Here is a 24,196-nt window from a genome sequence, read left to right as displayed (position 1 = left end):
GGAAGTCGGGTGCGCTACCGGGGGAGCCCATAGCGTTGGTCGCGTGCTGGAACGACTCAACCAGGCCATGGCCCACATCGAGGACAGCCTCGACCGCGAGGTGGACGTGAAGCAGCTCGCGCGGATCGCGGGCAGTTCGGAGTACCACTTCCGGCGGATGTTCTCGGCGCTCGCCGGGATTCCGCTGAGCGAGTACATCAGGCGCAGGCGGCTCACCAGGGCGGCGAGTGAGGTCCTCAGTGGACAGATGTCGTTGCTCGACGTGGCCGTCAGGTGGGGTTACGGGTCCAACGAGGCTTTTGCGCGGGCGTTCAGGGCCATGCACGGGGTTGGGCCGCAGGAGGCGCGCAGCACCAGGAAGCCGTTGCAGTCGCAGCAGGTGCTGACATTCAAGTTGATCGTGGAGGGGAGTGCGAGCATGGAGTACCGGGTCGTCGAGAGGGACGGGTTCCGGGTGGTCGGGCGGGGGACGCGGGTGCCGTTGGTGCACCTGGGGATGAACCCGGCGATCGTGGAGTTCGTCAAGGGCATCGGGATGCCGGTGCTGGAGCGGATGAAGGAGCTCAGCGACAGCGAACCGCGTGGGCTCGTGGCGTTGACCAGCAACCAGGAGGGCAACGAGGAGGGTGACCACCTCGACTACTTCCACGGTGTGGTGACGACCGCGGAGGCGCCGGAGGACATGGAGACCGTCACGGTGCCGAAGGGCACGTGGGCGGTGTTCACGACCGAGGGGCCGTACCCGGAGAGCATCCAATACATGTGGCGGGACGTCTACACGCAGTGGTTCCCGTCGAACAGCTACGAGAGCGCCGAGGGGCCGACGATGCTGCGGACCGAGATCCACGGGGACACGGCGAAGGCCGAGCTGTGGGTTCCGGTCACCAGCTGAGGCAGAGGCGTTCGATGACGTCCCGCAGTTCCAGGACGGCGAGCCACTGGTCGGGCACCGCCTCGGCGCCGTCGCGGGCGCCGAGGAGGTTGCCGCAGATGGAACCGGTCGAGTCGCTGTCGCCGGAGTGGTTCACGGCCAGGCGCACGGCCGTGGCGAAGTCGGGGGCCACGAGGGCCGCGTGCAGGCCGATGGCGAGGGCCTCCTCGCCGACCCAGCCGCCGCCGAGCTCGGACTCGACCTGCTCCGGTGTCAGGGGGCCGAGGCCGACCACCTTGTCCAGCAACGTGGTCTGCTCCTCGTGGCCGTCCCAGCGGACCAGTTCCGCGCGGGCCACGGCCACGGCCGACAGGAGGTCGGCGCCGTCCAGCAGGGAACGCACGACCGCCGCCAGCACGCCCGCGGACAGGTAGCCGCTCGGGTGGTGGTGGGTCATCCGCGCCGTCCCCACCGCCAGGGTGAACACCTCGCGCACGTCCGGGGACCACACGGCGACGGGGGCGGCGCGCATGACGCCGCCGCAGCCCTTCGAGTCGTTCTTCTCGCCGTGCTTCAACGCGGTGATGCACGTGTGACCGGGTGCGCGGCGTGAGTGCAGGCGCCGGTCGGACATCAGCCAGCCGTCGTCGGCCACCGGCGGGCCGCCCTGGGTGTGCAGCCACCGGCCGTAGGCGGCGCGCACCGTCAGCAGCGGGTCCACGCCGTGCTGGCGGGCCAGCAGCAGGCCTTCCAGCGTGAACAGCACCATCTGGGTGTCGTCGGTGATCTCCAGCGACGGCAGGTCGACGACACCGTCCGGGCCGTGCCGGCGGCGGATCACGTCGATCGAGGAGAACTCGATCGGCGCACCGAGACCGTCACCGACGGCGCCTCCCAGGACGCACCCGAGCAGGCTCACGGCACCGTGATCTGGTCATCGACGGCCTTCAGCGCGATGTCGGTGCGGTGGTGCGAGCCGGTCAGGTGGATGTCGGCCACCCTCTTGTAGGCGCGCTCACGGGCCTTCGCCAACGACTTGCCGGTGCCCACGACGGACAGCACGCGGCCGCCTGCGGACACCACGGCGCCGTCCTCGCGGCGGCGGGTGCCCGCGTGCAGCACGCCGTCGGCGTCGGAGCCGGTGATCACGTCACCGGTGCGCGGGCGGCCGGGGTAGCCCTCCGCGGCGACCACGACGGTCACGGCGTAGCCGTTCTCCCACTCCAACGGCTCCAGGGACCCCAGGGTGCCGGTGGCCGCGGCCAGGAACAGCGCGGAGATCGGCGACTTCAGCAGCGCCAGCACCGACTGGGTCTCCGGGTCGCCGAAGCGGCAGTTGAACTCGATCACCTGCACGCCGTTCGACGTCAGCGCCAGTCCCGCGTACAGCAGGCCGACGAACGGCGTCTCCCGCGCGCGCAGCTCGTCGACCACCGGCTGCACGCACCGGGCGACGATCTCGTCGACCAGGCCTTCCGGGGCCCACGGCAGCGGCGCGTAGGCGCCCATGCCGCCGGTGTTGGGGCCGGCGTCGCCGTCGCCGACGCGCTTGAAGTCCTGCGCCGGGATCAGCGGCACCACGGAGACGCCGTCGGTGACGCAGAACAGCGACACCTCCGGACCGTCCAGGAAGGACTCCAGCAGCACCGGGTGGCCGCCGTCGAGCAACGTCATCGCGTGCGCGCGGGCCGCGGCCAGGTCGGGCGTGACGACCACGCCCTTGCCGGCCGCGAGACCGTCGTCCTTCACGACCCACGTCGGCCCGAAGCGCCCGAGGGCGGCGTCGAGGCGGGCGGGGTTGTCCACGACCTCGCTGTGGGCCGTCGGCACGCCCGCGGCGTTCATGACGTCCTTGGCGAACGCCTTCGAGCCTTCGATGCAGGCTGCCGCCTTCGAGGGCCCGAAGCACGGGATGCCGAGCTCGCGGACCGCGTCGGCGGCCCCGACGACCAGCGGTTGTTCGGGGCCGATGACGACGAGGTCGGCCTTCCACTCACGGGCGAGGCCGGCGACCGCCGAGGCATCTGCGACGTCCACGCCGTAGATCTCGGCGTGTCCCGCGATGCCTGCGTTGCCCGGCGCGCACGCCAGGGCAGTCAGCTGCGGGTCGCGCGACAACGCGAGGACAAGGGCATGCTCACGGGCTCCAGACCCGATGACCAGGACGCGCACGGTGCCTGAGCGTAGTTCAGCCGAGGGCCTGCTTCGCTCCAGGGTGCAGCGGGACGGGGTCGGACGCCGACGCCTTGGCCCTGTCGATGTCCTTCACGGCCGGGTGCACCTTCTCCAGGTCGGCCTTCTTGTCGAAGATCAGCTTGGTCACGGCGCACGCGTTGTTCGCGGCGAAGTCGTCCCGGACGAGGAGCAGGTTCGGCACCACGATCGTGGACACCTCGGCCACGCCGTAGGTCGCGGCGGGGATCTTGGCCGTGTCGTACACCGGGCTGATCTTCTTCATCTCCGGCAGCAGCGGGGTGATGTCGATGAACTTCACCCGGTCCTTCATGGAGGTGGTGATGTCGGTGATCTGCGGCGTCGGCAGGCCACCGGACCAGATCAGGCCGTCGATGCTGCCGTCCTTCATCCCGTCCGCGGTCTTGGTCAGGTCGAGGCGCTGGGCGGAGACGTCGGAGTCGATGTTGAGCCCCGCGGACTTCAGCAGCCGGCCCGCGATCACCTCGGTGCCCGACTTGGGCGAGCCGGTGGAGATCCGCTTGCCCTTCATGTCCGCGATCGAGTTGATCCCGGAGTCGGCCCTGACGAGCACCTGCGTGTAGTTCGGGTAGATCCGGGCCAGCGCGGAGACCTTCTGCTTGGTCGTGAACGCGCCGGTGCCGTTGACGGCGTCCGCGGCGGTGTCGGCGAGCGAGAACGCGATGTCGTACGTGCCGCCGACGAGCTGCTGGACGTTCTGCACGGACGCGCCGGTCTCGGCCGCTGACGCCTTGAGCTTCGAGTTGTCGCTGATCAGCTTCGCGAGACCGCCGCCGACGACGAAGTAGACGCCGCCGGAGTTGCCGGTCGCGATCGTGATCCGCCCGTCCGACGCCTCGCACGACGCCTGCGAGCCGCTGCCCGCGTCCGGTGTCGTGGGCGTGCGCTTGCCGCCGCACCCGGAAACCACGAGCGCCAGTGCGATCGCGCCGATCGCGTACCTACGCAGCATCAGGAACCCTCCTACGAGTGACCAGGTGGACCGCCACGGCCACCACGAGGAACCCGGCCCCGATGGCGATCGTCAGCGGTTGCAGGTAGAGCAGGAACAACGCGGCCGGCACGCACAGCAGGCGCTCCGGCCAGCGCGCCGGGCCGAACAGCCAGCCGCCCGTCAGCACGGCGAGGGCGGCGACCCCCAGCGCGGACGCGGCGAACGTCCACACCGAGTCCAGCAACGAGCCGCGCAGCAGCAGCCCGGCGCCCTCGTCGGTCAGCACGAACGCGAGCGGCACCAGGAACGCGGGCAGCGTGTACTTCCACGTCTGCCACATCGTCTTCATGACGTCACCGCCGGTCAGCGCGGCCGCGGCGACGGCGGCGAGCGCGGTCGGCGGCGTCACCTCCGACAGCACCGCGTAGTAGAAGATGAACATCGCGGTCTCGGCCGGTTCCACGCCCAGCGTGATCAGCGCCGGCCCGATGACGACCCACGAGATGATGAACGACGCCGTGACCGGCACCGCGAGCCCGAGCACGGACACGGCGACGGCCGCGAGCACCGCGGTGAGCATAAGCACGACCGCGGGTTCCGAGGTCAGCGCCGACGCCAGGTCCACCAGCGAGCCCGCAAGCGCTTGCCCCAGGCCGGTCTTGGTGATCGTCGAGGTGATCACACCCGCTGCCGCGCAGACCGCGATCACCGGGAACGCCGAGCGCACGCCGGCCGACAGCGAGTCGGCGACCATCCGCGGCCAGTCGCGCCGGTGGTTGACCAGCGCGAACAGCGCGGCCACGCCCGTCGCGTACACGACCGCCCTGTAGACGGGGATGTCCAGCGCCAGGAACACGATGATGATCCCGAGCGACAGGAAGTGGTACCAGCCGAGCTTCAGCACGTCGAGGAACCGCGGCGCGTCCACGTCGACCGGCCGCGCGCCGAACCGGCGGGCGTCGGCCTCGACGGCCAGCGCGATGCCCAGGTAGTACAGCAGGGTCGGGATGATCGCCCAGATCAGCACCGACAGGTACGACACCTGGAGGTACTCGGCGATGATGAACGCCGCCGCCCCCAGCGTCGGCGGCGACAGGATCGCGCCGATGCCGGACGCCGCGAGCAGCCCGCCCGCGTTCTCCCTGGGGTACCCGGCCTTCTGCAGCATCGGCCACGTGACGGCGCCCAGCGACACCGTCGTCGCGGTGCCCGAGCCGGACACCGTGCCGAGCAGGAACCCGGCGGTCGCGGCGGTGCGGCCCGGTGCCGTGCGGGACTTGCGGAACGCGGCGAAGCTGATGTCGACGAAGAACCTGCCCGCGCCGGACGCGTTCAGCACCGCGCCGTAGATCGTGAACAGCACGATGTAGGTCGCGGCGACGTCGAGCGGTGTGCCGTAGAACCCGCTGGCGTCGTTGAAGAAACCGTTGATGATCTGGGAGAAGTCGACACCGGAGTGCGCGATCGACCACGACGGCGGCAGGAACCCGCCGTAGTAGGCGTAGGCGATGAACGCCAGGCACACCACGGGGAGCACCCAGCCGGTCGTGCGCCGGCAGGCCTCCAGGACCAGCACGAGCAGCACGGCGCCCGCGGCGACGTCGAGCGCGGTGAGCTGCCCCTGCCGGTCGAGGAACGCGTCGAAGCCCCCGAACAGCGGGTAGGCGCCGACGACGAACGCCAGGGCCGCCAGCACCCAGTCCCACCACGGCGGCTGGTGCCCGCGGCCGTAGGACAGGAACACCAGCGGCAGCGTCACCGCGAGGAAGATGATCAGGTAGTACTGGCTTCCCTTGGCGAACGGGAAGAACACCTGCTTGAGCACCAGCAGTGCGATCAGCAGGCCGGCGATCCACAGCGCCCGCTCCCACCGGGGTGAGAGCGAGCGCGACGGCATCTCCTCGTCGTGCTCCGCGACGATGCGGGCGAGGTCGGGGTTGGCCACGGACCGACCGTACTGTGGGGCCGATCACAGCCCCAGGGGATCAATCCAAAGGAACTGCAAAGAGTCACCGCGACCGTCCACACGGCACGCGCAGGACAGCGCTCCCGCCATTGCGCAGAATGAGCGCATGGTCGGGCCTGAAGTCTTGCTGCTGCTGCTCGGGGCGTTGGTCGTCACGTCCATCGCCCGTCGGCTCAACTGGTCGGCACCGCTGGTGCTGGTCGCCGTCGGGCTCGTGGTGTCGTTCATACCCGGCGTGCCGGAGTTCGAGATCGACCCGCACCTGATCCTGCTGGTCGTGCTGCCGCCGCTGCTCTACAGCGCCGCGCTGGACAGCTCCTACCTCAACATCCGCGCGAACCTGCGGCCGATCGGCCTGCTCGCGATCGGCCTGGTGCTGTTCACGACGCTCGTGGTGGGGCTGACGGCGAAGCTGGTGTTCCCCGACCTGCCGTTCGCCGCCGCGCTGGTCCTCGGTGCCGTCGTGGCACCGCCGGACGCCGTGGCCGCGGTCGCCATCGGGCGCAAGCTGGGCCTCCAGCGCCGCGCGATGACGTTGCTGGTCGGCGAGAGCCTGATCAACGACGCCACTGCGCTGACCGCGTTCAAGGTGGCGGTGGCCGCCGCGGCCGGCGCCGCCATGCACCCGGTCGAGGGCGTCGGGTTGTTCTTGCTGGTCACGGCGGGCGGCATCGCGGTCGGCCTGGCCGTGGGCGTGGTGGTCAGGTTCCTGCGCAAGCGGCTCTGCGAGGGTGTGCTGGAGAGCGCGCTGGGCCTGCTGGTGCCGTTCGGCGCCTACCTGCTCGCGGAGGAGGTCGCGCACGTCTCCGGTGTGCTCGCGGTCGTCGTGGCCGGCCTGTACGTCGGTCACCACTCGCCGCGCGGCACCTACACCACCCGGTTGCAGGACGCGGCGGTGTGGCGGGCCCTGGACGTGCTGCTGGAGTCGTTCGTCTTCGCGCTGATCGGCCTGCAGCTGTCCTCGATCATCGGTGCCGCCGACCTCAACGCGAGCCTGCTGCTCGGTGCCGCTGCGGTGCTGCTGGCGACGGTGCTGGCCCGGTTCGCCTGGATGTACCCGGCCGCGTGGATCCCGTACCGGCTGTCGAAGAAGCTGCGGGAACGGGAACGGCCGCCGCACACCGGTCAGCTCACGGTGATCTCGTGGGCCGGCATGCGCGGTGTGGTCACGCTCGCCGCGGCGGCCGCGATCCCGCCGGACGTGCCTGGCCGCGACATCATCGTGTTCTGCGCGTTCGTCGTGACGGTCGCCACGCTGCTGCTGCAGGGCACGACGCTGCCGTGGCTGATCGGCAAGATCGGCTTCGAGGGCGACGACGCGCGGCAGGACGCGCTGGCGGAGGCCCAGGTGCAGCACCGGGCGGCGCGGGCCGCGGTCGACCGGCTGGACCAGGAGGTCGACGAGGTGCCCGACCACGTGCGCGACCAGCTGCGGTCGCTCGCCGAGCACCGGGGCAACGCCGCGTGGGAACGCCTGGGGCGCCAGGACGAGGAGAGCCCGGCCGCGGCGTACCGGCGGTTGCGCCGGGTGATGCTGAAGGCCGAGCGCGACGAGTTCATCAAGGCCAGGGACTCCGGCGAGATCGACGACGAGGTGCTGTTCCGGGTGCTGCGCGAGCTCGACCTGGAGGAGGCGGCACTGTCCCGTGAGTAACCGTTCACCTGCTTTTCGTGTTGCGATGCTTGGGTGCGCTCTCAACACGAAATGGGAGGTCGAACGATGGATCCCAAGAGGGGTCGCGGCCGTGGCCTGGCCGCCGTGGTCCTCGTGTTCGCGGGTGCGGTGGTGGCGTCACTGCCCTCCGCGTCCGCACACGACGACAAGGGGCCGATCGTCATCGGGCACCGCGGTGCGTCGGCGTACCGGCCGGAGCACACGCTCGCGGCGTACGAGCTCGCCGCGCGCATGGGGGCCGACTACATCGAGCCGGACCTGGTGCCCACCAAGGACGGCAAGCTGGTCGCGCGGCACGAGAACGAGATCGGCGGCACCACCGACGTCTCCGCCAAGCCGCAGTTCGCCGACCGCAGGAAGACCAAGACGATCGACGGCGTCGCGGTCACCGGCTGGTTCACCGAGGACTTCACGCTCGCCGAGCTGAAGACGTTGCGCGCCAAGGAACGCATCCCCGCGATCCGCCCCCGCAACACGCTCTACGACGGCCGCTTCGAGGTGCCGACGCTGCAGGAGGTCATCGACCTCTCCCAGCGCCTGTCCCGCGAGCTGCACCGCGAGATCGGCATCTACCCCGAGACCAAGCACCCGACGTACTTCCAGTCGATCGGGCTCGCGCTGGAGCCGAAGCTCGTCGACGTGCTCAACCGCAACGGCCTCAACCGCCGCGGCGCCAAGGTGTTCGTCCAGTCGTTCGAGGTGGCGAACCTCAAGGAGCTCAACCGGTCGCTGCGCGTGCCGATCGTGCAGCTGGTCAACGGGTCCGGCGCGCCGTACGACTTCGTCGTGGCCGGGGACAAGCGCACCTACGCCGACCTGGTCACGCCGGCCGGTCTGCGCGAGGTCCGCTCGTACGCCGACGGCGTGGGCCTGACCAAGGACATCATCATCCCCAGGGACGCCAACGGGTTCCTCAAGGCGCCGACGACCGTCGTCAAGGACGCGCACAGGCTCGGGCTGGCCGTGCACTCGTGGACGTTCCGCAACGAGAACTCGTTCCTGCCGGCGGACTTCCGTTCCTCGACCGACCCGGCCGCGTACGGCCGGGCCTTCGAGGAGTACGACCTGTTCTTCAAGCAGGGCATCGACGGCGTGTTCGCGGACAACCCCGACACGGCCGTCGAGGCCAAGGTCAAGCGCTAGCGAGTGAGAGCGTGCGGTCCCCGTCGAGCAACCCGCGTTGCTCCAACAGGGGCCGCACGCCCTCCCCGAACCAGTAGGCCTCTTCCAGGTGCGGGTAGCCGGAGAGGATGAACTCGCTGATCCCGATGGAGTGGTACTCCTCCACGAGATCCGCTACCTCCGCGTGCGAGCCCACCAGCGCCGTCCCTGCGCCGCCGCGCACCAGTCCGACCCCGGCCCACAGGTTCGGGTGGATCTCCAGACCCCGCACACCGCGGCTGAGGTCGCCGCCGTGCAGGGCCACCATCCGTTGCTGGCCAACGGACTCCGACTTGCCCAGCTGCGCCTGCGCCTGTGCGACGGCAGCCGGGTCCAGCGCGTCGAGCAACCGCGCCGCGGCCGCCCACGCCTCGGCCGAGGTGTCGCGGCTGATCGTGTGCAGCCGGATGCCGAACCGGATCGGCCGGTCCGTCAGCGCCCGCACCCGTGCGATCTTCGCCGCGACGTCGGCGGGCGGCTCGCCCCAGGTCAGGTACACGTCGGCCCTGGCGGCGGCCACCGGCAGCGCGGCGTCGGAGGAGCCGCCGAAGTAGATCGGCGGCACCGGGTCCGGTGCGCGCAGCACGGTCGCGCCCTCGACCTGGTAGTGCCTGCCGTGGAACGAGTAGGGCTGCCCGCTCCACACGCCGCGCACGACCTCCAGGAACTCGTCGGTGCGCGAGTAGCGCTCGTCGTGGTCGAGCCAGTCGCCGAACCGCTGCTGCTCGACGGAGTCGCCGCCGGTGACGACGTTGAGCAGCAACCGGCCGCGGGAGATCCGCTGGTAGGTCGCGGCCATCTGCGCGGCCAGCGTCGGCGACAGCACGCCCGGCCGGAACGCCACCAGGAACTTGAGCGTCGAGGTCTGGCTGATCAACGCGGCCGTGGTCAGCCACGCGTCCTCGCACCACGTGCCGGTGGGCGTGAGCACCCCGGTGAACCCGACCTGCTCGGCCGTCCGCGCGATCTGCGCCAGGTAGTCGATGTCCGGTTCACGGCGGGCGCCGGCGGCGGGGGCGCGCTGCGCGTGGAAGTGCTCCACGACGGTGCGGCCGTCGCCCGATGTCGGCAGGAACCAGTGCAGCGTGATGCTCATGTGAGATCTCCCTGGAACCTCGTGTCGACGAACTTCGCGAAGTCGACCTTGCCGGGCAGCGTCCCGTCCTCGGTGAACGCGTCGGCGAGTTCCTGCTCCGACCTGATGAGCGTGTCGTCGATCTTCACCGGCAGGTCGCCGTTGCGGTTGACCGCAGCGAGCGCGACCTCGTGCTTGAGCCCGGTCTCCGCGGCCCACGCCTTCGCCCACTCCTCGCGGTGCGTGTCGGCCCACTTCTGGGCCTTGTAGTAGCGGATCAGGTACTCCTTGAGCGCCGGGGCCTTCCCCTTGTCGTCCAGGGCTTTCCGGCCGGCGACCTGGAACCCGTACCCGTTGGACCTGCCCTCACCGGTGGTGAGCACGCGGGCCTTGGCCTCCTGCTGCGCCTGCGCCGTGTAGGGGTCCCACACCGCCCACGCGTCTACCTTGCCCTGGGTGAACGCGCTGTAGGCGTCGGAGGGCTGCAGGAAGTTCAGCGTCACGTCCTTGGTCGTCAACCCGTTGGCGCGCAACGTGAGCAGCACCTGGCCGTGGGCGGAGCTGCCCTTGGCGACCGCGATGTTCCTGCCCTTCAGCTCGCTGACGCTGCGCAGCGGCGAGCTCTCCGGCACGAGGATGGCGTCGGCCTCGACCTGCCCCTTCGACGCGCCGATGGCGGCGATCTTGGCGTTCGCGGCGGCGGCGAAGATCGGCGGGGTGTTGCCGACACCGCCGATGTCGATCGCACCGGCCGACGCGGCTTCGAGCAGCGGCGGACCGGACGTGAACGTCGACCACTCCAGCTCGTGCGGGAAGTCCTTCAGCAGACCGGCGGCCGTCAGCAGCGCCTTCGCCCCGCCCTTCTGGTCGCCGACCTTCAGCACGACCTCACCGGCCGGGGTGTCCTGCGCGGTCGCGGCGCACCCGGTCGTCAGCAGGATCGCGGCGAGCAGCCCGAGCAACTTCCTAGGCAGCTGTCTCAACATCCACTCCCAGGTCGGCGAGCACGCGGGTGCGTTGCTCCACAACGGAGGCCCGGCGGCGCGGGCGGGACTCGGTGACGCGGTGCTCGGCGACGATCCGGCCCTCGTCGAGCACGAGGACCCGGTCGGCGAGCAGCAACGCCTCGTCGACGTCGTGCGTCACCATCAGCACGGCGGGGCGGTGGCGGGCCCACAGGTCCTCCACCAGGTGGTGCATGGCCAGGCGGGTCAACGCGTCCAGCGCGCCGAACGGTTCGTCCAGCAGCAGCACGTCGGGTTCGCGGACCAACGCCCGCGCGAGCGACACCCGTTGCGCCTCACCGCCGGAGAGCGTCAACGGCCACGCGTCGGCGTGGTCGGGCAGCCGCACCTCCTCCAGCGCCTTCAGCGCCACCGGGCGGCCGTCCGGCCGGTGCAGGCCGAGCGCGATGTTGCGCCAGACCTTGCGCCACGGCAGCAGCCGCGGCTGCTGGAAGGCGACCGACACCGTGCCGGGCACCTGGGCCGTGCCGGAGAAGTCGTCGTCCAGGCCGGCCAGGATGCGCAGCAGCGTGGACTTACCGCAGCCGCTGCGGCCCAGCAGCGCCACCAGCTCACCCGGCGCGATCTCCAGGTCGATCCCGTCCAGCACCGTCCGCTGCCCGAAGGCCTTGCGCAGACCGCGCACCGTCACCGCGCTCGCCATCGCAGCACTCTCCTCTCCAGCAACCGCACCAGGGCGTCGGTGGACAGGCCGAGCAGCGCGTAGACCACGAGGCCGACCACGACGACGTCGGTGCGGAGGAACTCACGGGCGTTGTTGATCAGGTGGCCGAGGCCGGCGTCGGCGTTGACCTGCTCGCCGACGATCAGCGACAGCCAGGCGGTGCCGAGCGAGATCCGCAGCCCCACCAGCGTCTGCGGCACGGCCGAGGGCAGGACGACGTGCACGACGCGTTCGAACCGGGTGTAGCCCAGGACGCGGGCGGCCTCGACGAGACCGGGGTCGGTCTGCCGGATGCCGGAGTGCAGGTTCAGGTACAGCGGGAACGCGACACCGGCCGCGACCAGCGCGAGCTTGGGTTCCTCGCCGATGCCGAACCAGAGGATGAAGAGCGGGATCAGGCCCAGGTGCGGGAGCGTTCGCAGCATCTGGACGGGCGGGTCCACCAGCGTCTCGCCCCACCGGGAAAGACCCGCCGCGAGCCCCAGCGCGACACCGACCACGCCGCCGATGAGAAATCCGAAGAAAACGCGGCCCAGCGAAACGAGAAATGCGTCGACCAATTGGCCGTCGGCGATGAGCTCACCGGCCGACTCCGCCACCGTCAGCGGCGACGCCAGTTTCTCTGGCGAGAGCACACCCGTTGAGCTGGCCAGTTGCCACAGCAGAACCAGCGCCGCCGGGCTGATCCAGCGCAGCGGCAGCGTCGGTTTTCGAACAACGGAAAGGGCCACGGCGCTGAATTACAGGCGAGCCGTGGCCCTTCGTCAACGACGCCCAAATCGTGAAAACGCGTCGTACTTCGAGATAGTCGGTGTCAGCCGAGAACGTCGTGGCGGACGATCGTCTGGTCGCGGCCCGGACCGACGCCGATCGCGGAGACGCGGGCGCCGATGATGCTCTCCAGGTGCTCGACGTACGCCTTGGCGTTGGCCGGCAGCTCGTCGAACGTGCGGCAGTGCGAGATGTCCTCGAACCAGCCCGGCAGCTCCTCGTAGACCGGCACGGCGTGGTGCACGTCGGTCTGCGTCATCGGCATCTCGTCGACCCGGCGACCGTCCACTTCGTACGCCACGCAGACGGGCACCTTCTCCAGGCCGGACAACACGTCCAGCTTGGTGAGGAAGTAGTCGGTGATGCCGTTGACGCGCGAGGCGTAGCGGGCGATCACGGCGTCGAACCAGCCGGTGCGGCGCGAGCGGCCGGTGGTGACGCCGAACTCGCCGCCCTGCTTGCGCAGGTACTCGCCCTGGTCGTCGTTCAGCTCGGTCGGGAACGGACCGGAGCCGACGCGGGTCGTGTAGGCCTTCAGGATGCCGATCACGGTGCTGATGCGGGTCGGGCCGACACCGGAGCCGACCGTGGCACCACCCGAGGTCGGGTTCGACGACGTGACGAACGGGTAGGTGCCGTGGTCGACGTCGAGCAGCGTGCCCTGCGAACCCTCCAGCACCACGATCTCGTCGCGGTCGAGCGCCTGGTTCAGCAGCAGGCGGGTGTCGGCGATGCGGTGCACGAAGTGCTGACCGTGCTCCAGCACCTGGTCGACGACCTGCTCCGGGTCGAGCGCCTTGCGGTTGTAGACCTTGACCAGCACCTGGTTCTTGAAGTCCAGCGCGGCCTCGACCTTCTGCCGGAGGATCTTCTCGTCCAGCAGGTCCTGCACGCGCACGCCGACGCGGGCGAGCTTGTCCTGGTAGGCGGGGCCGATGCCGCGACCGGTCGTGCCGATCTTCGCCTTGCCCAGGTAGCGCTCGGTGACCTTGTCGATGGCCACGTGGTACGGCATGATCAAGTGCGCGTCCGACGAGATCAGCAGGCCGCTGGTGTCGACGCCCTTCTCCTCCAGGCCCGCGAGCTCGGTGAGCAGCACGCCGGGGTCGACCACGACACCGTTGCCGATCACGTTCTTCACGCCGGGCGTGAGGATGCCGGACGGGATGAGGTGCAGGGCGAACTTCTGGCCGTCCGGGAGGACGACGGTGTGACCCGCGTTGTTGCCGCCCTGGTAGCGGACGATCCACTGGACACGCTCACCGAGGATGTCGGTGGCCTTGCCCTTGCCCTCATCGCCCCACTGGGCACCGATCAGCACGACGGCCGGCATGTGAAACTCCAAGCGCTTGGACTGGTTCGAGCGAACGCCGGTAAGCGAGGGTAGACCAGGAGATGACCGTGCACGGAATCGTGTTGGCCTGCGGAAACGCGCAGTTGCCAATGATCACAGAACGTGACGACGTGCAGGTGGTGCCCACCCGCCCCGGCAAGGAGCACGTCGACCCCTGCCTGGACGCGGAACGGCTGGTCGTCGTGGGCACCGACGCCGACCTCGCCGCCGTCGGGGTTCGGTTGCTGCGCAAGGAGAAGCTCGCGTCCGTGGCCCTCGGGTTCGTGCCCGTCGGACCGTCGGCGGTGGCCGCCCTGTGGAACCTTTCGACGGACCCGGCGCGGGCACTGGACATCGCCCTGAACGGTGACGTGGATCCCGTGCCGTTCGTGCGTGACGACGTCGGCGGTGTCCTGATGGGTCTGGGCGTGCTTTCCCCTGTTCGTGGCGTCGGTTACAGCGATGCGGAGAACGTGCTGCGCGGTCAGGCGTCGCGGATCGAGTGCACGCCCGACACCGAGGGTGGCCTGGGCCTCACCGTCCGGATCGTGAACAAGCGCCTGTTCGGGTCACGGGTGCGGGAGAGCAAGCCGCGGGCGTTCCAGCTGGGCTGCCTGCCCACCACCGCCGTGCTCGACGGGCACAGGCACCCGCGACCGGTCGACAAGTGGACCTGGTACCGCCACACGGAAGACCTGAGGCTGGTTCGCGGTCTTTAAAAACAGGGCTTGTTCGGCGTTTGTCGTTCACTCGTGTGTCACTCGAAGGCATTGCCTAATTGCACAATGTGACCGAGGGTGGTTCCGATCACTTCCAACCAGGAAGGTCGGGACGATGTCAACAGTTAACCGAATCATCGGTGTCTCCGTCACCGCGGTGGCGCTCACCCTCGGTTTCGTCACCCCTGCACTCGCGACACCGCCGAACATCCCCAGCGCCGCCACGGCGACCGCCGAACTCGCCGGGCTGACCGTCCGCGCCGACGGTTCGATAACGGGCTACTCCCGCGACAAGTTCCCCCACTGGATCACCCAGTCGGGTACCTGCAACACCCGTGAGGCCGTGCTGAAGCGGGACGGCACCAACGTGGTCACCGACTCCTCCTGCGCCGCCACCTCCGGCAGCTGGTTCTCCCCGTACGACGGCGCGACCTGGTCCGCGGCCTCCGACGTGGACATCGACCACGTCGTGCCGCTGGCGGCCGCCTGGAGGTCGGGAGCGGCCTCCTGGACGACGGCGCAGCGCCAGTCGTTCGCCAACGACATGTCCGGCCCGCAGCTCATCGCGGTGACCGACAACGTGAACCAGGCGAAGGGCGACCAGACGCCGGCGACGTGGAAGCCTCCGCTGACGTCCTACTGGTGCACCTACGCCAAGATGTGGGTACACACCAAGTACCGCTGGAGCCTCAGCGTGAACTCGTCGGAGAAATCGGCTTTGTCGGACATGCTCGGAAGGTGCTGATGGCGTCACTCTCCTCGCTGTTCGTGGCGGGTCCCGGCGGCGTGATGACCGACGAGGTCGGCGTTGTGACCGGCGACCTGGAACTGCGCACGGACCTTTCCGACGACGGGAAGTTCCAGGCGCTGGTCCGCTATGAAGGCGCGGAAGAGTGGTACGCCGTCACGGGCGCTGCGTCCGCCCTGACCGATCCTCGCGACCACGAGCCGGTCCACTCCCTGCTCCTGGCTCTTCTGCACCGGCCGGAGGGCTGAGCGGCGGCAACGCCTCCATCGCCTCCGCACGGTTCAGCCCGGTCGCCTGCAGCAGGTCCACGGCGATGCTGCGGATCTGCGCCAGCACCACCTTGGACGAGAACCCGTCACCACCGAGGCGCCGCGCGGTCAACGGCCGTGCGGCGTCCCGCACGGCCTCCCTGGTCAGCTGCGGCGTCCTGCCCCTCTCCAGCTCACCCCTGAGGCAGTCGACGGCGTCGGCGTAGCGCTGCAGCACACCGGGCACGCCGTCCGGAATCCGTTCCTCGGCCTTCAGCGCCGCCATCGTCCTGCGGGCCAGCACGCGCGTGTTGCGGATCGCGTAGTCCACCGGCCCGGCCGCGGTCTGGTAGCGCTTGAGCTCGTCCTTGGACCGCCACCGGATCGGCGCGATCTTCGCGATCTCGCTGCCGGTCTGCAGCGCGGACTTGTAGTCGTCGATCGCCGACTGGCTGTTGCGCAGCTCCGCGAGCACCCCGGCCGCCTTCACGGCGTCGCGCTGGTCGATGGCCTCCGCGATGCTCCGCAGGGCCGTGCTGAGGGTGCCCGTGAGCGCTTTCGCCTGCCGGTGGGCGACCATCACCGGGTTCGCCGGGATCAGCGCGGCGACCGCCAGCCCCACCAGCCCGCCGGTGAGCGCGTCGATCATCCGGTCGAACCCGCCGCCCGCGCTGGGCGGCAGCAGCGTGGCCACCAGCACCGCGCTGCTCCCGGCCTGCAGGGCGATCACCGACCCGCCGTCGAGCAGCACGGCCGTCGACATCGCCAGCGCCACCACGAGCGCGATCTGCCAGGGTCCGCTGCCGATCCAGCCGATGAGCGCGTCGCCCACCCCGACCCCGACCGACACGCCGACGACGAGCTCACCGACCCGGCGCAGCCGTTGCCCCAGCGACACCCCGAGGCACACGACCGCCGCGATGGGCGCGAAGAACGGGTGCTGGTGCCCGATGACGAGCGTCGCCACCACCCACGCCAACCCGGCCGACAGGGCACATTGGACGATCGGCAACGCGGTCGCGCGCCACCGCGTCAACCCCCGTCCGACCGCGTCCCTGACCACGCCCACCACTGCCACCCCGTCTTCCGCCGCACCTGCCGCCGTCAGTCTTCGTCCCACGGCCACCAGGCACAACCTGCGGGGACCCGGATTCGATCCGCGATGGCGAGCAGCCTCACACCGCGCGCAGCGGGACGGCGAACCGCCCCGTGCGCGAGTTGGGTGCAGTCAGCGGCGTCTCGATCAAGGGTTGGTGGTACTCGCAGACGCCTGGACAGCCAGGGGTGGGATCAGAGGCCGAGGGCGGCCGGGGCCTGGGGGTCGGACTCCGCGAGGAACTTCGAGCAGCGCTCCCACTCCTCGTCCTCCCCGATCTCCCGCGCGGCCAGCGCCAGCGCGGCGAGCGCCCGCAGGAAGCCCTGGTTGGGCCGGTGGTCCCACGGCACGGGCCCGAAGCCCTTCCAGCCGGAGCGGCGGAGCTGGTCCAGCCCGCGGTGGTAGCCGGTGCGGGCGTAGGCGTAGGCGGCGACCGGGTCACCGGCCTGCAGCGCCCGTTCCGCGAGCAGGGCCCACGCCTCGGAGAAGTCCGGGTACGCGCGCACGATCTTGGCGGGGTCGGTCCCGCCGTCGGCCGCGGCCTGCGCTTCCGGACGGTCGGGCAGGTGGGTCGGACCGGGGCCCAGGAGGTTCTCAACCATGCGGTCCATCCTGCCGCACGGCGCGCGACTAGGAGAGGAACAGCCGCATGACCGCGGCCACGACGGCCAGCAGCAGAGCAGTGACGAGCACACCGGCGACGATCTTCTTGCCCATGGGCGTGCATGGTGCCGTTCTGGACCAGGCGGAGCAATGACACTCACTCGTCCGTGCACACGAATTGGAAACATCAGGGTAAAACCAGGGGCGTTTCGGCAACATGATCACCCACTGTCACCTCATGATGGGCGGATGATCCAGGGGGTTAGGCAGTTCCGGGACACGTACTGGGAGCGGGGTGTGCCCGGCAGGGAGACGCCGGCGGCGCTGACCAGGCAGCTGTACCAGCTGTGGCTCGTGGGGCTGCTGCTGAAGCTGATCGGCTCGTCGTGGGACGTCTCGTGGCACTTCAAGTGGCTGCGCGACGACTTCGCGCCGCCGCACCTGATCAACACGGTCGGCACGGCGATCGTGGTCGGCCTCACGCTGTTCCACACGTTCACCGGGTACGGTGCCGACAAGGCCGCGCTGCGGCTGATGCAGGTCGGGTGCGGGATCTTCCTGGTCGCGCTGCCGATCGACGTGATCAACCACCGGATCAACGGGCTCGACATCACCAGCTGGTCCGGTTCGCACGCGCTGCTGTACCTGGGGACGGCGGTGATGCTGGCGGGCGCGATCCGCGGGTGGATCAAGTACTTCCCGGCGGGCAACTGGCGGACGTTCGGGCTGGTGGCGCTGTGGTTCTTCGTCCTGGAGAACGTCTGGTTCCCCAACCAGCACCAGGAGTACGGCGTGCGCGCGTTGCAGGCCTACGACAGCGGCAAGCCGGAGGCCGAGCCGATCCTGCTGCAGTTCGCCGCCGACCAGCTGGGCGTCCCGGTCGGCCGGGAGGCGGTGGTCAACTTCGCGCTGCCCATCGCGGACTGGGTCTACCCGGTGTGGGGGCTGGTGGCCGCGGCCGTCGTGCTCGTGATCGCGCGCCGCACCACCGACCGGGTCTGGGCGGCCACGGCGGTCGCGGGCGGGTACGTGGCTTACCGGTGCCTGATCTGGCCGTTGCTCGCGGGCATCGACTTCCCGAAGTCCGCCGTGCCGCTGTTCCTGGTCGTCGTGGGGCTCGCGATCGACGCGGTGCACGTCGTGAAGATGCCGACGCCGGCCGCCGCGGTGCTCGGGTCGGCCGCGGTCACCACCATCGGGTACGTGGGGATCTGGGCGCAGCAGGAGTACCTGTGGGCGCCGCCCATCTCGTTCTCGTCCGCGGCGGTCACGGCCGTGCTGCTGGCGGTGCTGTGGACCGTGGGCGACCTGGTGATCCACCGGCCGGAGGCGCACCAGCTGGCCGCGCGGCTGAAACTCAGCTGACCGGCTGCGGCCGGGTCAGGCCGGACGCCGTGAGGTGCCGCGTGATCCGGCCGAACAGCTCCTCCAGCGGTTCGCCGAGGTCCCGTCCGAACCCCGTCAGCCCGTAGGTGACCTGCGGCGGGGTCGTCGGTTCGACGTGCCGCCACACGAGACCGTCCTCGACCAGCCCGCGCAGGGTCTGGGAGAGCATCTTCTCGCTAATGCCGCGGATGCTGTCGCGCAGCTCGAAGAACCTCAGGTCGCCGCCGCGCAGGGAGATCAGCACCCAGATGCCCCACCGGCTGGTGACGTGGTCGACCATGTCGCGCGCCGGGCAGTCGGTGTGAAACACCTCATACCGCGCCTTGACCCCGGTCTGGTCCACCTGGACACCTCCCGTCACGTCTTGAGCTTACCTCCAGGTACGTCCTTACCAGGAGTTAGCCCGGTTCCTAGCGTCGTGCCGACAACGACGAAGGAGCTGTTCATGATCGTGGTGACCGGGGCTACCGGGAACGTGGGCCGGCCGTTGACGCGGGCGCTGGCCGAGGCCGGTGAGCAGGTGACGGCGGTGTCGCGGCACTCGGCGGAGGTGCCGGACGGCGTGCGGCACGTGGTGGCCGACCTGGCGGAGCCGGCGGGTCTGGAACCCGCCCTGGCGGGCGCGAAGGCGTTGTTCCTGCTGCTGTCGGGCGACCTGCACGCGGTCGGCGCCAACCCGGCCGACGTCATCGGCACGGCGGTGGCGAGCGGGGTCCGCCGAATCGTCCTGCTGTCCTCGCTGGGCGTGGTGACCAGGCCGTTCGGCACGACGCGGGTCCAGCTGCGGGCACTGGAGGACGGGGTGCGGGAGTCCGGGGCCGACTGGGCGCTGCTGCGGCCGGGCGGGTTCGCGTCCAACGCGCTGTGGTGGGCGGAGTCCGTTCGCGCGCAGCGGCTCGTCGCGGCACCGTTCGGGGACGTCGGCGTGCCCGTCGTCGACCCGGCCGACATCGCGGCGGTCGCCGCCGCCTGCCTGACCGACGACCGGCACAGCGGCGGGGTGTACGAGCTGACCGGCCCGGAGGTGGTCACGCCGCGGCAGCAGACCGCGGCCATCGCCGCCGCGCTGGGCGAACCGGTGCGGTTCCACGAGCTCACCCGCGCCGAGGCGAAGGCGGGCATGGAGCGGGTGATGCCGGGCGAGCTCGCCGATGACACCCTCGACATCATCGGCGCCCCGACCGAGGCCGAGCTGCGCGTCAGCCCGGACGTCGAGGCCGTGCTCGGCCGCGCCCCGCGCCCGTTCGCCGACTGGGCCGCGCGCAACGCCGACGCGTTCCGCTAGCCGCAAACGCACGCGGGGACCTTTCGTACTCTCCGAGAGTACGAAAGGTCCCCGCGTGCGGTCGGAAATCAGCCCGCGATCATGCGGCCCGACGACTTGAGGTGCTCGCACGCCTGGGCGATGCGGGCGGCCATGGCCTGCTCAGCTGCCTTGAGGTAGCTGCGCGGGTCGTAGGCCTTCTTGTTGCCGACCTCGCCGTCGATCTTCAGCACGCCGTCGTAGTTCGCGAACATGTGCGCCGCGATCGGACGGGTGAACGCGTACTGCGTGTCCGTGTCGATGTTCATCTTGATGACGCCGTACGACACGGCTTCGTGGATCTCCTCCAGCAGCGAGCCGGAGCCGCCGTGGAAGACCAGGTCGAACGGCTTCGAGCCGGCCGCGAGGCCCAGCTTCTCCGCCGCGACGTCCTGGCCCTGCTTGAGGATCTCCGGGCGCAGCTTCACATTGCCCGGCTTGTAGACGCCGTGCACGTTGCCGAAGGTCGCGGCCAGCAGGTAGCGGCCCTTCTCCCCGGCGCCGAGCGCGTCGACCGTCTTCAGGTAGTCCTCGGGCGTCGTGTAGAGCTTGTCGTTGATCTCGTTGTCGACGCCGTCCTCCTCGCCGCCCACGACGCCGACCTCGATCTCAAGGACGATCTTCGCCTTGGCGGACAGGTCGAGCAGCTCGCTCGCGATCTGGAGGTTCTCCTCCAGCGGAACAGCAGAGCCGTCCCACATGTGCGACTGGAAGAGCGGGTTGCCGCCCTTGTCGACCCGCTCCTGGCTGATGGCGATGAGCGGACGCACGTACCCGTCGAGCTTGTCCTTCGGGCAGTGGTCGGTGTGCAGCGCGATGTTCACCGGGTACTTCGCGGCGACCACGTGCGCGAACTCGGCGAGTGCGACAGCGCCGGTCACCATGTCCTTGACCTTGGTGCCCGAGGCGAACTCGGCACCACCGGTCGAGACCTGGATGATGCCGTCGCTCTCGGCCTCGGCGAACCCGCGGAGAGCCGCGTTGAGAGTCTCCGAAGAAGTGACGTTGATCGCGGGGTAGGCGAACTCGTTCGCCTTGGCCCGGTCAAGCATCTCCGCGTAGACCTCGGGAGTTGCGATGGGCATCGGTCGTCCTCCTCAGGTGCCCTGAACGCCGTATCACCGGCATCCTACGAGGCTGGGTCACAGGCCCAACGCGGCGGCCAGTTCGGCGTAGTGCCCGTTCAGCGACTGGATGGCGACGTGGTCGGCTCCCGCGTCGACGTGCGCGCGCAACTTGGCGGCGACCTGGTCCGGGGTTCCCCACGCCACGAGTGCATCGATCAAGTGGTCAGAGCCGGTGCCGGCGACGTCCTCGGCCGAGAAACCCCACCTCAGCCAGTTGTCCGTGTAGTTGGTGAGCGTGAAGTAGAACGCGAGCTGCTCGCGTGCGATCGCCCGCGCCCGGTCCGGGTCCGCCTCGACGACGACGGTCACCTCGGGAGCGAGGACCTTGTCGCCGAGCACCTCGCGCGCGTGCGCCGTGTGCTCGACCGGGACGAGGTACGGGTGCGCGCCGCCGGTGCGGTCGGCGGCGAGCTGGAGCACCCGCGGGCCGAGCGCGGCGAGCACGAGCGACTCGGTCGGCACGTCCAGGCGGTCCAGGTACGCCACCAGCTTGTCGTAGGGCTTCTCGTAGGCCTGGTCCAGCTGCCGGTGGCCCACGCCGACGCCGAGCAGGAACCGGTCGCTCGCGAGCCGGTGGAACTCGGCGGCGACCTCCTCCGGCTCCGACTGCCAGACGTTGACGATGCCGGTGGCGATCGTCATCGACCCGGTCGCGGCCAACGCCCTGCCGACCAGCCCGACGTCGGGCGAGCCACCGATCCAGAAGGTGCCGTAGCCGAGCTGTTCGAGCTCGGCGATCCGGTCGGTCTTGTCGGCCCACTGCACGTGCGAGCCCCACACACCGAACGTTCCGAGCGACGCTTTCGAAGGCATAGTGGAGACCATGGCAACCGCTGAGTGGAACGGCAAGATCATCGCTTCGAGCGACGACACGGTCGTGGTCGAGGGCAACCACTACTTCCCGCTGGACTCCGTGGACCCCGCGGTGCTCACGCCGACCGACCACACCACCGTGTGCCCCTGGAAGGGCACCGCGAACTACTACTCGCTGCAGGTCGACGGCGCCGAGAACACCAACGCCGCCTGGTACTACGCCGAGCCGAAGGACGCCGCGAAGGAGATCAAGGGCCGCGTGGCGTTCTGGAAGGGCGTCGAGATCACGGCCTGAGCCGGCCGGCCCCGTGTTCCACCCGCTGAGCTCGTCACGTGTCCCCGGCCACGGCGGACTACCGTCGGAACATGGGGATCTTGAGCACCACTGACCTGAACGTGTCCCGGCTCTGCCTGGGCGGCAACGTCTTCGGCTGGACCGCCGACGAGGACACCTCGTTCGCCGTGCTCGACGCCTACGTCGCGGCGGGCGGGAACTTCGTCGACACCGCCGACGTGTACTCGGCCTGGGCGGACGGCAACTCCGGCGGCGAGTCGGAGACGATCATCGGCAGGTGGCTCGCCAGGCGCGGCGACCGCGACGACGTCGTGGTCGCCACCAAGGTCGGCATGCTGGCCGGTTTCAAGAACCAGAAGCGCGACACGGTCCTGACGGCGGCCGAGCGGTCGCTGAAGCGGCTCGGCGTCGACCACATCGACCTCTACTACAACCACCTCGACGACCCGGACACGCCGCTGGAGGAGACGCTCGCCGCCTACGACCAGCTCGTGCGGGACGGCAAGGTCCGCTACGTCGCCGCGTCCAACTTCTCCGCCGAACGGCTCGCGGCGGCGCTGGAGGTCCAGGAGCGCGAGGGCTTCGCGAAGTTCGTCGCGTTGCAGCCCGAGTACAACCTGGTGAGCCGCGACCGGTTCGAGGGCGAGCTGCAGGCGGTCGTGGCCGAGCACGGCCTCGCGACCGTGCCGTACTGGTCGCTCGCCAAGGGCTTCCTCACCGGCAAGTACCGGCCCGGCGTGGAGGTGCGCAGCGAGCGGGCGGGTGCCGCGTCGAAGTACCTCGACGAGCACGGCCTGCAGGTGCTGGAGGTGCTCGACGAGCTGGCCGAGACGCACCGGACGACGGTTGCCGCGGTGGCGCTGGCGTGGCTCGCCCAGCAGCCGACGGTGGCGGCGCCGATCGCGTCGGCCAGGACGTTGGAGCAGCTCAGCGACCTCACGCCGGTGCTGGAGCTGGAGCTGTCGCAGGCCGAGGTGGACCGTCTGAGTGCAATTTAACTTGCCAGTAGCTTACTGGGAGTAGGTTGCGTTACCGTGGCGGTCATGGACGTCACGGGCAAGGTGGTACTGATCACCGGCGCGGCCAGGGGCATCGGCGCCGAGGTGGCGAGGCAGCTGGCCGCGCGCGGGGCTCGGCTCGCGCTCGTCGGGCTCGAGAAGGCCCAGCTGGAGGAGGTCGCGCGAGAGACCGGCGGCAGGGCGTGGGAGGTCGACGTCACCGACTGGAACGCGCTCGAACGCACCTTCCGCGAGGTCGCCGGGCACTTCGGCGGCATCGACGTGGTGGTCGCGAACGCGGGCATCGCCGCCACCGGTTTCGTGCGCTCGATGGACCCCAAGGCGTTCGAACGGGTCATCGAAGTCAACCTGCTCGGGGTGTGGCGCACGGTGCGCACGGCGCTGCCGCACCTCATCGAGAGCCGCGGCTACTGCATGGTCGTGTCGTCACTGGCGGCGATCGTGCACATCCCCGGCAACGCGGCCTACTCGGCGGCGAAGGCGGGCTGCGAGGCGTTCGCGGACAGCCTGCGCGCGGAGGTGCGGCACCTCGGCGTGGACGTCGGCACCGCGTACTTCTCGTGGATCTCCACGGACATGGTCAACAGCGCCGACGAGCACCCGGTGTTCGGCAAGCTGCGCCAGGGCATGCCGGGGGTCGCGAGCAAGAAGTACCCGGTCCGCAACGTCGGCAGGGCCGTGGTCAAGGGCATCGAGAAGCGGTCGAAGGCGGTCCACGTCCCCGGCTGGGTCGGCGCTCTGAAGTACTTCCGCGCGTTCACGCCGGTGGTCGTGGACCGCCAGGCGGTCGCGGAGGTGGCCGAGGCCGACCGGCAGATGGCCGCGAACGACACGTCCGGTCTGGTCGGGCCCGGCGGGCAGACCGCTAGCCGTTGAGCCAGGAGCCGAGCAGGGCGTTCCACGGGCGGACGTCCCACTTGGTGACGACGTTCGCGGGCGTGTACGGGTCGGCGGCGATGATCTCCTGGAGGGCCGTCTCGTCCGCGGCCTCGTAGATGATCAACGCGCCGGTGTCGTCCGAGTACGGGCCGGCGGCGAGCACCACGCCCTTCTCGGCGAGGGAGGCGATGTACTCGCGGTGCGCCGGGCGCGCCGCGAGACGCTCGTCACGGTTTGAACCGAACACCAATTCGACTGCAAAGCGGGCCAT

The 24,196-nt window shown here is 70.1% G+C and carries 25 protein-coding genes; 10 read left to right on the top strand and 15 right to left on the bottom strand.

Annotated features, from left to right (window positions below):
• Positions 1–43: 43 nt before the first annotated feature.
• Entirely contained in the window at positions 44–892 is an 849-nt protein-coding gene (locus ACVDFE_RS07215; protein ID WP_360394295.1) for an AraC family transcriptional regulator, read from the top strand.
• Here the strand turns inward: ACVDFE_RS07215 and ACVDFE_RS07210 are convergent.
• The 4 genes from ACVDFE_RS07210 to ACVDFE_RS07195 are packed head-to-tail and all read right to left on the bottom strand — an operon-like array spanning position 882 to position 5,916.
• Positions 882–1,790, bottom strand: coding sequence for an ADP-ribosylglycohydrolase family protein (locus tag ACVDFE_RS07210; RefSeq protein WP_458429960.1), 909 nt, complete (start codon positions 1,788–1,790; stop codon positions 882–884). The two genes, ACVDFE_RS07215 and ACVDFE_RS07210, sit on opposite strands and share 11 nt — an antisense overlap.
• The gene (gene purD / locus ACVDFE_RS07205) at positions 1,787–3,043 is read right to left on the bottom strand and encodes a phosphoribosylamine--glycine ligase (protein ID WP_458429958.1); all 1,257 of its coding nucleotides are present in this window, start codon (positions 3,041–3,043) and stop codon (positions 1,787–1,789) included. The genes ACVDFE_RS07210 and purD overlap by 4 nt, the downstream gene beginning before the upstream one ends.
• Positions 3,044–3,059: 16 nt before the next feature.
• Positions 3,060–4,037 (bottom strand): TAXI family TRAP transporter solute-binding subunit, encoded by a 978-nt coding sequence (locus tag ACVDFE_RS07200; protein ID WP_458429957.1) that lies wholly within the window; start codon positions 4,035–4,037, stop codon positions 3,060–3,062.
• Positions 4,027–5,916, bottom strand: coding sequence for a TRAP transporter permease (locus ACVDFE_RS07195; RefSeq protein ID WP_360394843.1), 1,890 nt, complete (start codon positions 5,914–5,916; stop codon positions 4,027–4,029). The genes ACVDFE_RS07200 and ACVDFE_RS07195 overlap by 11 nt, the downstream gene beginning before the upstream one ends.
• Positions 5,917–6,091: 175 nt before the next feature.
• On the opposite strand from ACVDFE_RS07195, the gene ACVDFE_RS07190 reads away from it, so the two are divergent.
• Positions 6,092–7,639 (top strand): Na+/H+ antiporter, encoded by a 1,548-nt coding sequence (locus ACVDFE_RS07190; protein ID WP_360394284.1) that lies wholly within the window; start codon positions 6,092–6,094, stop codon positions 7,637–7,639.
• A 66-nt stretch (positions 7,640–7,705) separates the two neighbouring features.
• Positions 7,706–8,803, top strand: coding sequence for a glycerophosphodiester phosphodiesterase (locus tag ACVDFE_RS07185; RefSeq protein WP_360394281.1), 1,098 nt, complete (start codon positions 7,706–7,708; stop codon positions 8,801–8,803).
• Here the strand turns inward: ACVDFE_RS07185 and ACVDFE_RS07180 are convergent.
• The 5 genes from ACVDFE_RS07180 to ACVDFE_RS07160 form a co-directional block, all read right to left on the bottom strand.
• Positions 8,793–9,917 (bottom strand): LLM class flavin-dependent oxidoreductase, encoded by a 1,125-nt coding sequence (locus ACVDFE_RS07180; protein WP_360394278.1) that lies wholly within the window; start codon positions 9,915–9,917, stop codon positions 8,793–8,795. The two genes, ACVDFE_RS07185 and ACVDFE_RS07180, sit on opposite strands and share 11 nt — an antisense overlap.
• Positions 9,914–10,882 carry an ABC transporter substrate-binding protein gene (locus ACVDFE_RS07175; protein ID WP_360394275.1) on the bottom strand — a complete coding sequence of 323 codons (969 nt, stop codon included), beginning with the start codon at positions 10,880–10,882 and terminating at the stop codon, positions 9,914–9,916. Before ACVDFE_RS07175 ends, ACVDFE_RS07180 begins: the two co-directional genes overlap by 4 nt.
• A complete protein-coding gene (locus ACVDFE_RS07170) occupies positions 10,863–11,564 on the bottom strand; it encodes an ABC transporter ATP-binding protein (protein WP_458429956.1) in 702 nt (233 codons plus the stop codon). The genes ACVDFE_RS07175 and ACVDFE_RS07170 overlap by 20 nt, the downstream gene beginning before the upstream one ends.
• Complete coding sequence (locus tag ACVDFE_RS07165) at positions 11,549–12,316, bottom strand: ABC transporter permease (RefSeq protein ID WP_360394271.1); 768 nt, start codon at positions 12,314–12,316, stop codon at positions 11,549–11,551. Before ACVDFE_RS07165 ends, ACVDFE_RS07170 begins: the two co-directional genes overlap by 16 nt.
• An 83-nt stretch (positions 12,317–12,399) precedes the next feature.
• Positions 12,400–13,689, bottom strand: a complete 1,290-nt coding sequence (locus ACVDFE_RS07160) for an adenylosuccinate synthase (protein WP_360394269.1) — start codon at positions 13,687–13,689, stop codon at positions 12,400–12,402.
• Between the two features lie 110 nt (positions 13,690–13,799).
• On the opposite strand from ACVDFE_RS07160, the gene ACVDFE_RS07155 reads away from it, so the two are divergent.
• Positions 13,800–14,408 carry a hypothetical protein gene (locus ACVDFE_RS07155; protein WP_458429955.1) on the top strand — a complete coding sequence of 203 codons (609 nt, stop codon included), beginning with the start codon at positions 13,800–13,802 and terminating at the stop codon, positions 14,406–14,408.
• 115 nt (positions 14,409–14,523) lie between these two features.
• Positions 14,524–15,153 (top strand): GmrSD restriction endonuclease domain-containing protein, encoded by a 630-nt coding sequence (locus ACVDFE_RS07150; RefSeq protein WP_458429953.1) that lies wholly within the window; start codon positions 14,524–14,526, stop codon positions 15,151–15,153.
• 159 nt (positions 15,154–15,312) lie between these two features.
• Here ACVDFE_RS07150 and ACVDFE_RS07145 read toward each other — a convergent pair whose 3' ends face one another.
• Both ACVDFE_RS07145 and ACVDFE_RS07140 read right to left on the bottom strand, forming a co-directional pair.
• Positions 15,313–16,524 carry an FUSC family protein gene (locus tag ACVDFE_RS07145; protein ID WP_458429952.1) on the bottom strand — a complete coding sequence of 404 codons (1,212 nt, stop codon included), beginning with the start codon at positions 16,522–16,524 and terminating at the stop codon, positions 15,313–15,315.
• 170 nt (positions 16,525–16,694) lie between these two features.
• The gene (locus ACVDFE_RS07140) at positions 16,695–17,102 is read right to left on the bottom strand and encodes a DUF3151 domain-containing protein (RefSeq protein ID WP_360394259.1); all 408 of its coding nucleotides are present in this window, start codon (positions 17,100–17,102) and stop codon (positions 16,695–16,697) included.
• Between the two features lie 250 nt (positions 17,103–17,352).
• Here ACVDFE_RS07140 and ACVDFE_RS07135 point away from each other — a divergent pair, with 250 nt between their 5' ends.
• Positions 17,353–18,468, top strand: a complete 1,116-nt coding sequence (locus ACVDFE_RS07135) for a hypothetical protein (protein WP_458429951.1) — start codon at positions 17,353–17,355, stop codon at positions 18,466–18,468.
• Here ACVDFE_RS07135 and ACVDFE_RS07130 read toward each other — a convergent pair.
• Positions 18,461–18,850 carry a winged helix-turn-helix transcriptional regulator gene (locus ACVDFE_RS07130; protein ID WP_458429950.1) on the bottom strand — a complete coding sequence of 130 codons (390 nt, stop codon included), beginning with the start codon at positions 18,848–18,850 and terminating at the stop codon, positions 18,461–18,463. The two genes, ACVDFE_RS07135 and ACVDFE_RS07130, sit on opposite strands and share 8 nt — an antisense overlap.
• An 84-nt stretch (positions 18,851–18,934) precedes the next feature.
• On the opposite strand from ACVDFE_RS07130, the gene ACVDFE_RS07125 reads away from it, so the two are divergent.
• Positions 18,935–19,774, top strand: a complete 840-nt coding sequence (locus tag ACVDFE_RS07125) for an SDR family oxidoreductase (RefSeq protein ID WP_458429949.1) — start codon at positions 18,935–18,937, stop codon at positions 19,772–19,774.
• Positions 19,775–19,842: 68 nt separating this feature from the next.
• Here the strand turns inward: ACVDFE_RS07125 and fbaA are convergent, their stop codons facing one another.
• Together fbaA and ACVDFE_RS07115 are read right to left on the bottom strand one after the other, a co-directional pair.
• Positions 19,843–20,877: a class II fructose-bisphosphate aldolase gene (gene fbaA / locus ACVDFE_RS07120; protein WP_360394248.1), complete on the bottom strand. Its 1,035-nt coding sequence runs from the start codon at positions 20,875–20,877 to the stop codon at positions 19,843–19,845.
• Between the two features lie 57 nt (positions 20,878–20,934).
• A complete protein-coding gene (locus tag ACVDFE_RS07115) occupies positions 20,935–21,732 on the bottom strand; it encodes an LLM class F420-dependent oxidoreductase (RefSeq protein ID WP_458429948.1) in 798 nt (265 codons plus the stop codon).
• Between the two features lie 10 nt (positions 21,733–21,742).
• On the opposite strand from ACVDFE_RS07115, the gene ACVDFE_RS07110 reads away from it, so the two are divergent.
• The 3 genes from ACVDFE_RS07110 to ACVDFE_RS07100 all read left to right on the top strand — a co-directional run bounded on the left by ACVDFE_RS07110 (position 21,743) and on the right by ACVDFE_RS07100 (position 23,922).
• Positions 21,743–22,027 carry a DUF427 domain-containing protein gene (locus ACVDFE_RS07110; RefSeq protein ID WP_360394242.1) on the top strand — a complete coding sequence of 95 codons (285 nt, stop codon included), beginning with the start codon at positions 21,743–21,745 and terminating at the stop codon, positions 22,025–22,027.
• 71 nt (positions 22,028–22,098) lie between these two features.
• Complete coding sequence (locus ACVDFE_RS07105) at positions 22,099–23,025, top strand: aldo/keto reductase (protein ID WP_458429947.1); 927 nt, start codon at positions 22,099–22,101, stop codon at positions 23,023–23,025.
• A gap of 45 nt (positions 23,026–23,070) precedes the next feature.
• Positions 23,071–23,922, top strand: a complete 852-nt coding sequence (locus ACVDFE_RS07100) for an SDR family oxidoreductase (protein ID WP_458429946.1) — start codon at positions 23,071–23,073, stop codon at positions 23,920–23,922.
• Here the strand turns inward: ACVDFE_RS07100 and ACVDFE_RS07095 are convergent.
• Positions 23,912–24,172 carry a YciI family protein gene (locus ACVDFE_RS07095; RefSeq protein ID WP_458429945.1) on the bottom strand — a complete coding sequence of 87 codons (261 nt, stop codon included), beginning with the start codon at positions 24,170–24,172 and terminating at the stop codon, positions 23,912–23,914. The two genes, ACVDFE_RS07100 and ACVDFE_RS07095, sit on opposite strands and share 11 nt — an antisense overlap.
• Positions 24,173–24,196 lie beyond the last annotated feature (24 nt).

Source organism: Lentzea chajnantorensis (genome assembly GCF_054300775.1).
This window is presented reverse-complemented; position numbering and strand designations above follow the sequence as displayed.

Excerpts from the sequence above, each read along its gene's own strand:
- ACVDFE_RS07200 (WP_458429957.1), bottom strand. The coding sequence starts at position 4,037 with ATGCTGCGTAGGTACGCGATCGGCGCGATCGCACTGGCGCTCGTGGTT.
- ACVDFE_RS07195 (WP_360394843.1), bottom strand. The coding sequence starts at position 5,916 with ATGCCGTCGCGCTCGCTCTCACCCCGGTGGGAGCGGGCGCTGTGGATC.
- ACVDFE_RS07190 (WP_360394284.1), top strand. The coding sequence starts at position 6,092 with ATGGTCGGGCCTGAAGTCTTGCTGCTGCTGCTCGGGGCGTTGGTCGTC.
- ACVDFE_RS07185 (WP_360394281.1), top strand. The coding sequence starts at position 7,706 with ATGGATCCCAAGAGGGGTCGCGGCCGTGGCCTGGCCGCCGTGGTCCTC.
- ACVDFE_RS07180 (WP_360394278.1), bottom strand. The coding sequence starts at position 9,917 with ATGAGCATCACGCTGCACTGGTTCCTGCCGACATCGGGCGACGGCCGC.
- ACVDFE_RS07175 (WP_360394275.1), bottom strand. The coding sequence starts at position 10,882 with ATGTTGAGACAGCTGCCTAGGAAGTTGCTCGGGCTGCTCGCCGCGATC.
- ACVDFE_RS07170 (WP_458429956.1), bottom strand. The coding sequence starts at position 11,564 with ATGGCGAGCGCGGTGACGGTGCGCGGTCTGCGCAAGGCCTTCGGGCAG.
- ACVDFE_RS07160 (WP_360394269.1), bottom strand. The coding sequence starts at position 13,689 with ATGCCGGCCGTCGTGCTGATCGGTGCCCAGTGGGGCGATGAGGGCAAG.
- ACVDFE_RS07155 (WP_458429955.1), top strand. The coding sequence starts at position 13,800 with ATGATCACAGAACGTGACGACGTGCAGGTGGTGCCCACCCGCCCCGGC.
- ACVDFE_RS07150 (WP_458429953.1), top strand. The coding sequence starts at position 14,524 with ATGTCAACAGTTAACCGAATCATCGGTGTCTCCGTCACCGCGGTGGCG.
- ACVDFE_RS07140 (WP_360394259.1), bottom strand. The coding sequence starts at position 17,102 with ATGGTTGAGAACCTCCTGGGCCCCGGTCCGACCCACCTGCCCGACCGT.
- ACVDFE_RS07135 (WP_458429951.1), top strand. The coding sequence starts at position 17,353 with ATGATCCAGGGGGTTAGGCAGTTCCGGGACACGTACTGGGAGCGGGGT.
- ACVDFE_RS07125 (WP_458429949.1), top strand. The coding sequence starts at position 18,935 with ATGATCGTGGTGACCGGGGCTACCGGGAACGTGGGCCGGCCGTTGACG.
- fbaA (WP_360394248.1), bottom strand. The coding sequence starts at position 20,877 with ATGCCCATCGCAACTCCCGAGGTCTACGCGGAGATGCTTGACCGGGCC.
- ACVDFE_RS07115 (WP_458429948.1), bottom strand. The coding sequence starts at position 21,732 with ATGCCTTCGAAAGCGTCGCTCGGAACGTTCGGTGTGTGGGGCTCGCAC.
- ACVDFE_RS07110 (WP_360394242.1), top strand. The coding sequence starts at position 21,743 with ATGGCAACCGCTGAGTGGAACGGCAAGATCATCGCTTCGAGCGACGAC.
- ACVDFE_RS07105 (WP_458429947.1), top strand. The coding sequence starts at position 22,099 with ATGGGGATCTTGAGCACCACTGACCTGAACGTGTCCCGGCTCTGCCTG.
- ACVDFE_RS07100 (WP_458429946.1), top strand. The coding sequence starts at position 23,071 with ATGGACGTCACGGGCAAGGTGGTACTGATCACCGGCGCGGCCAGGGGC.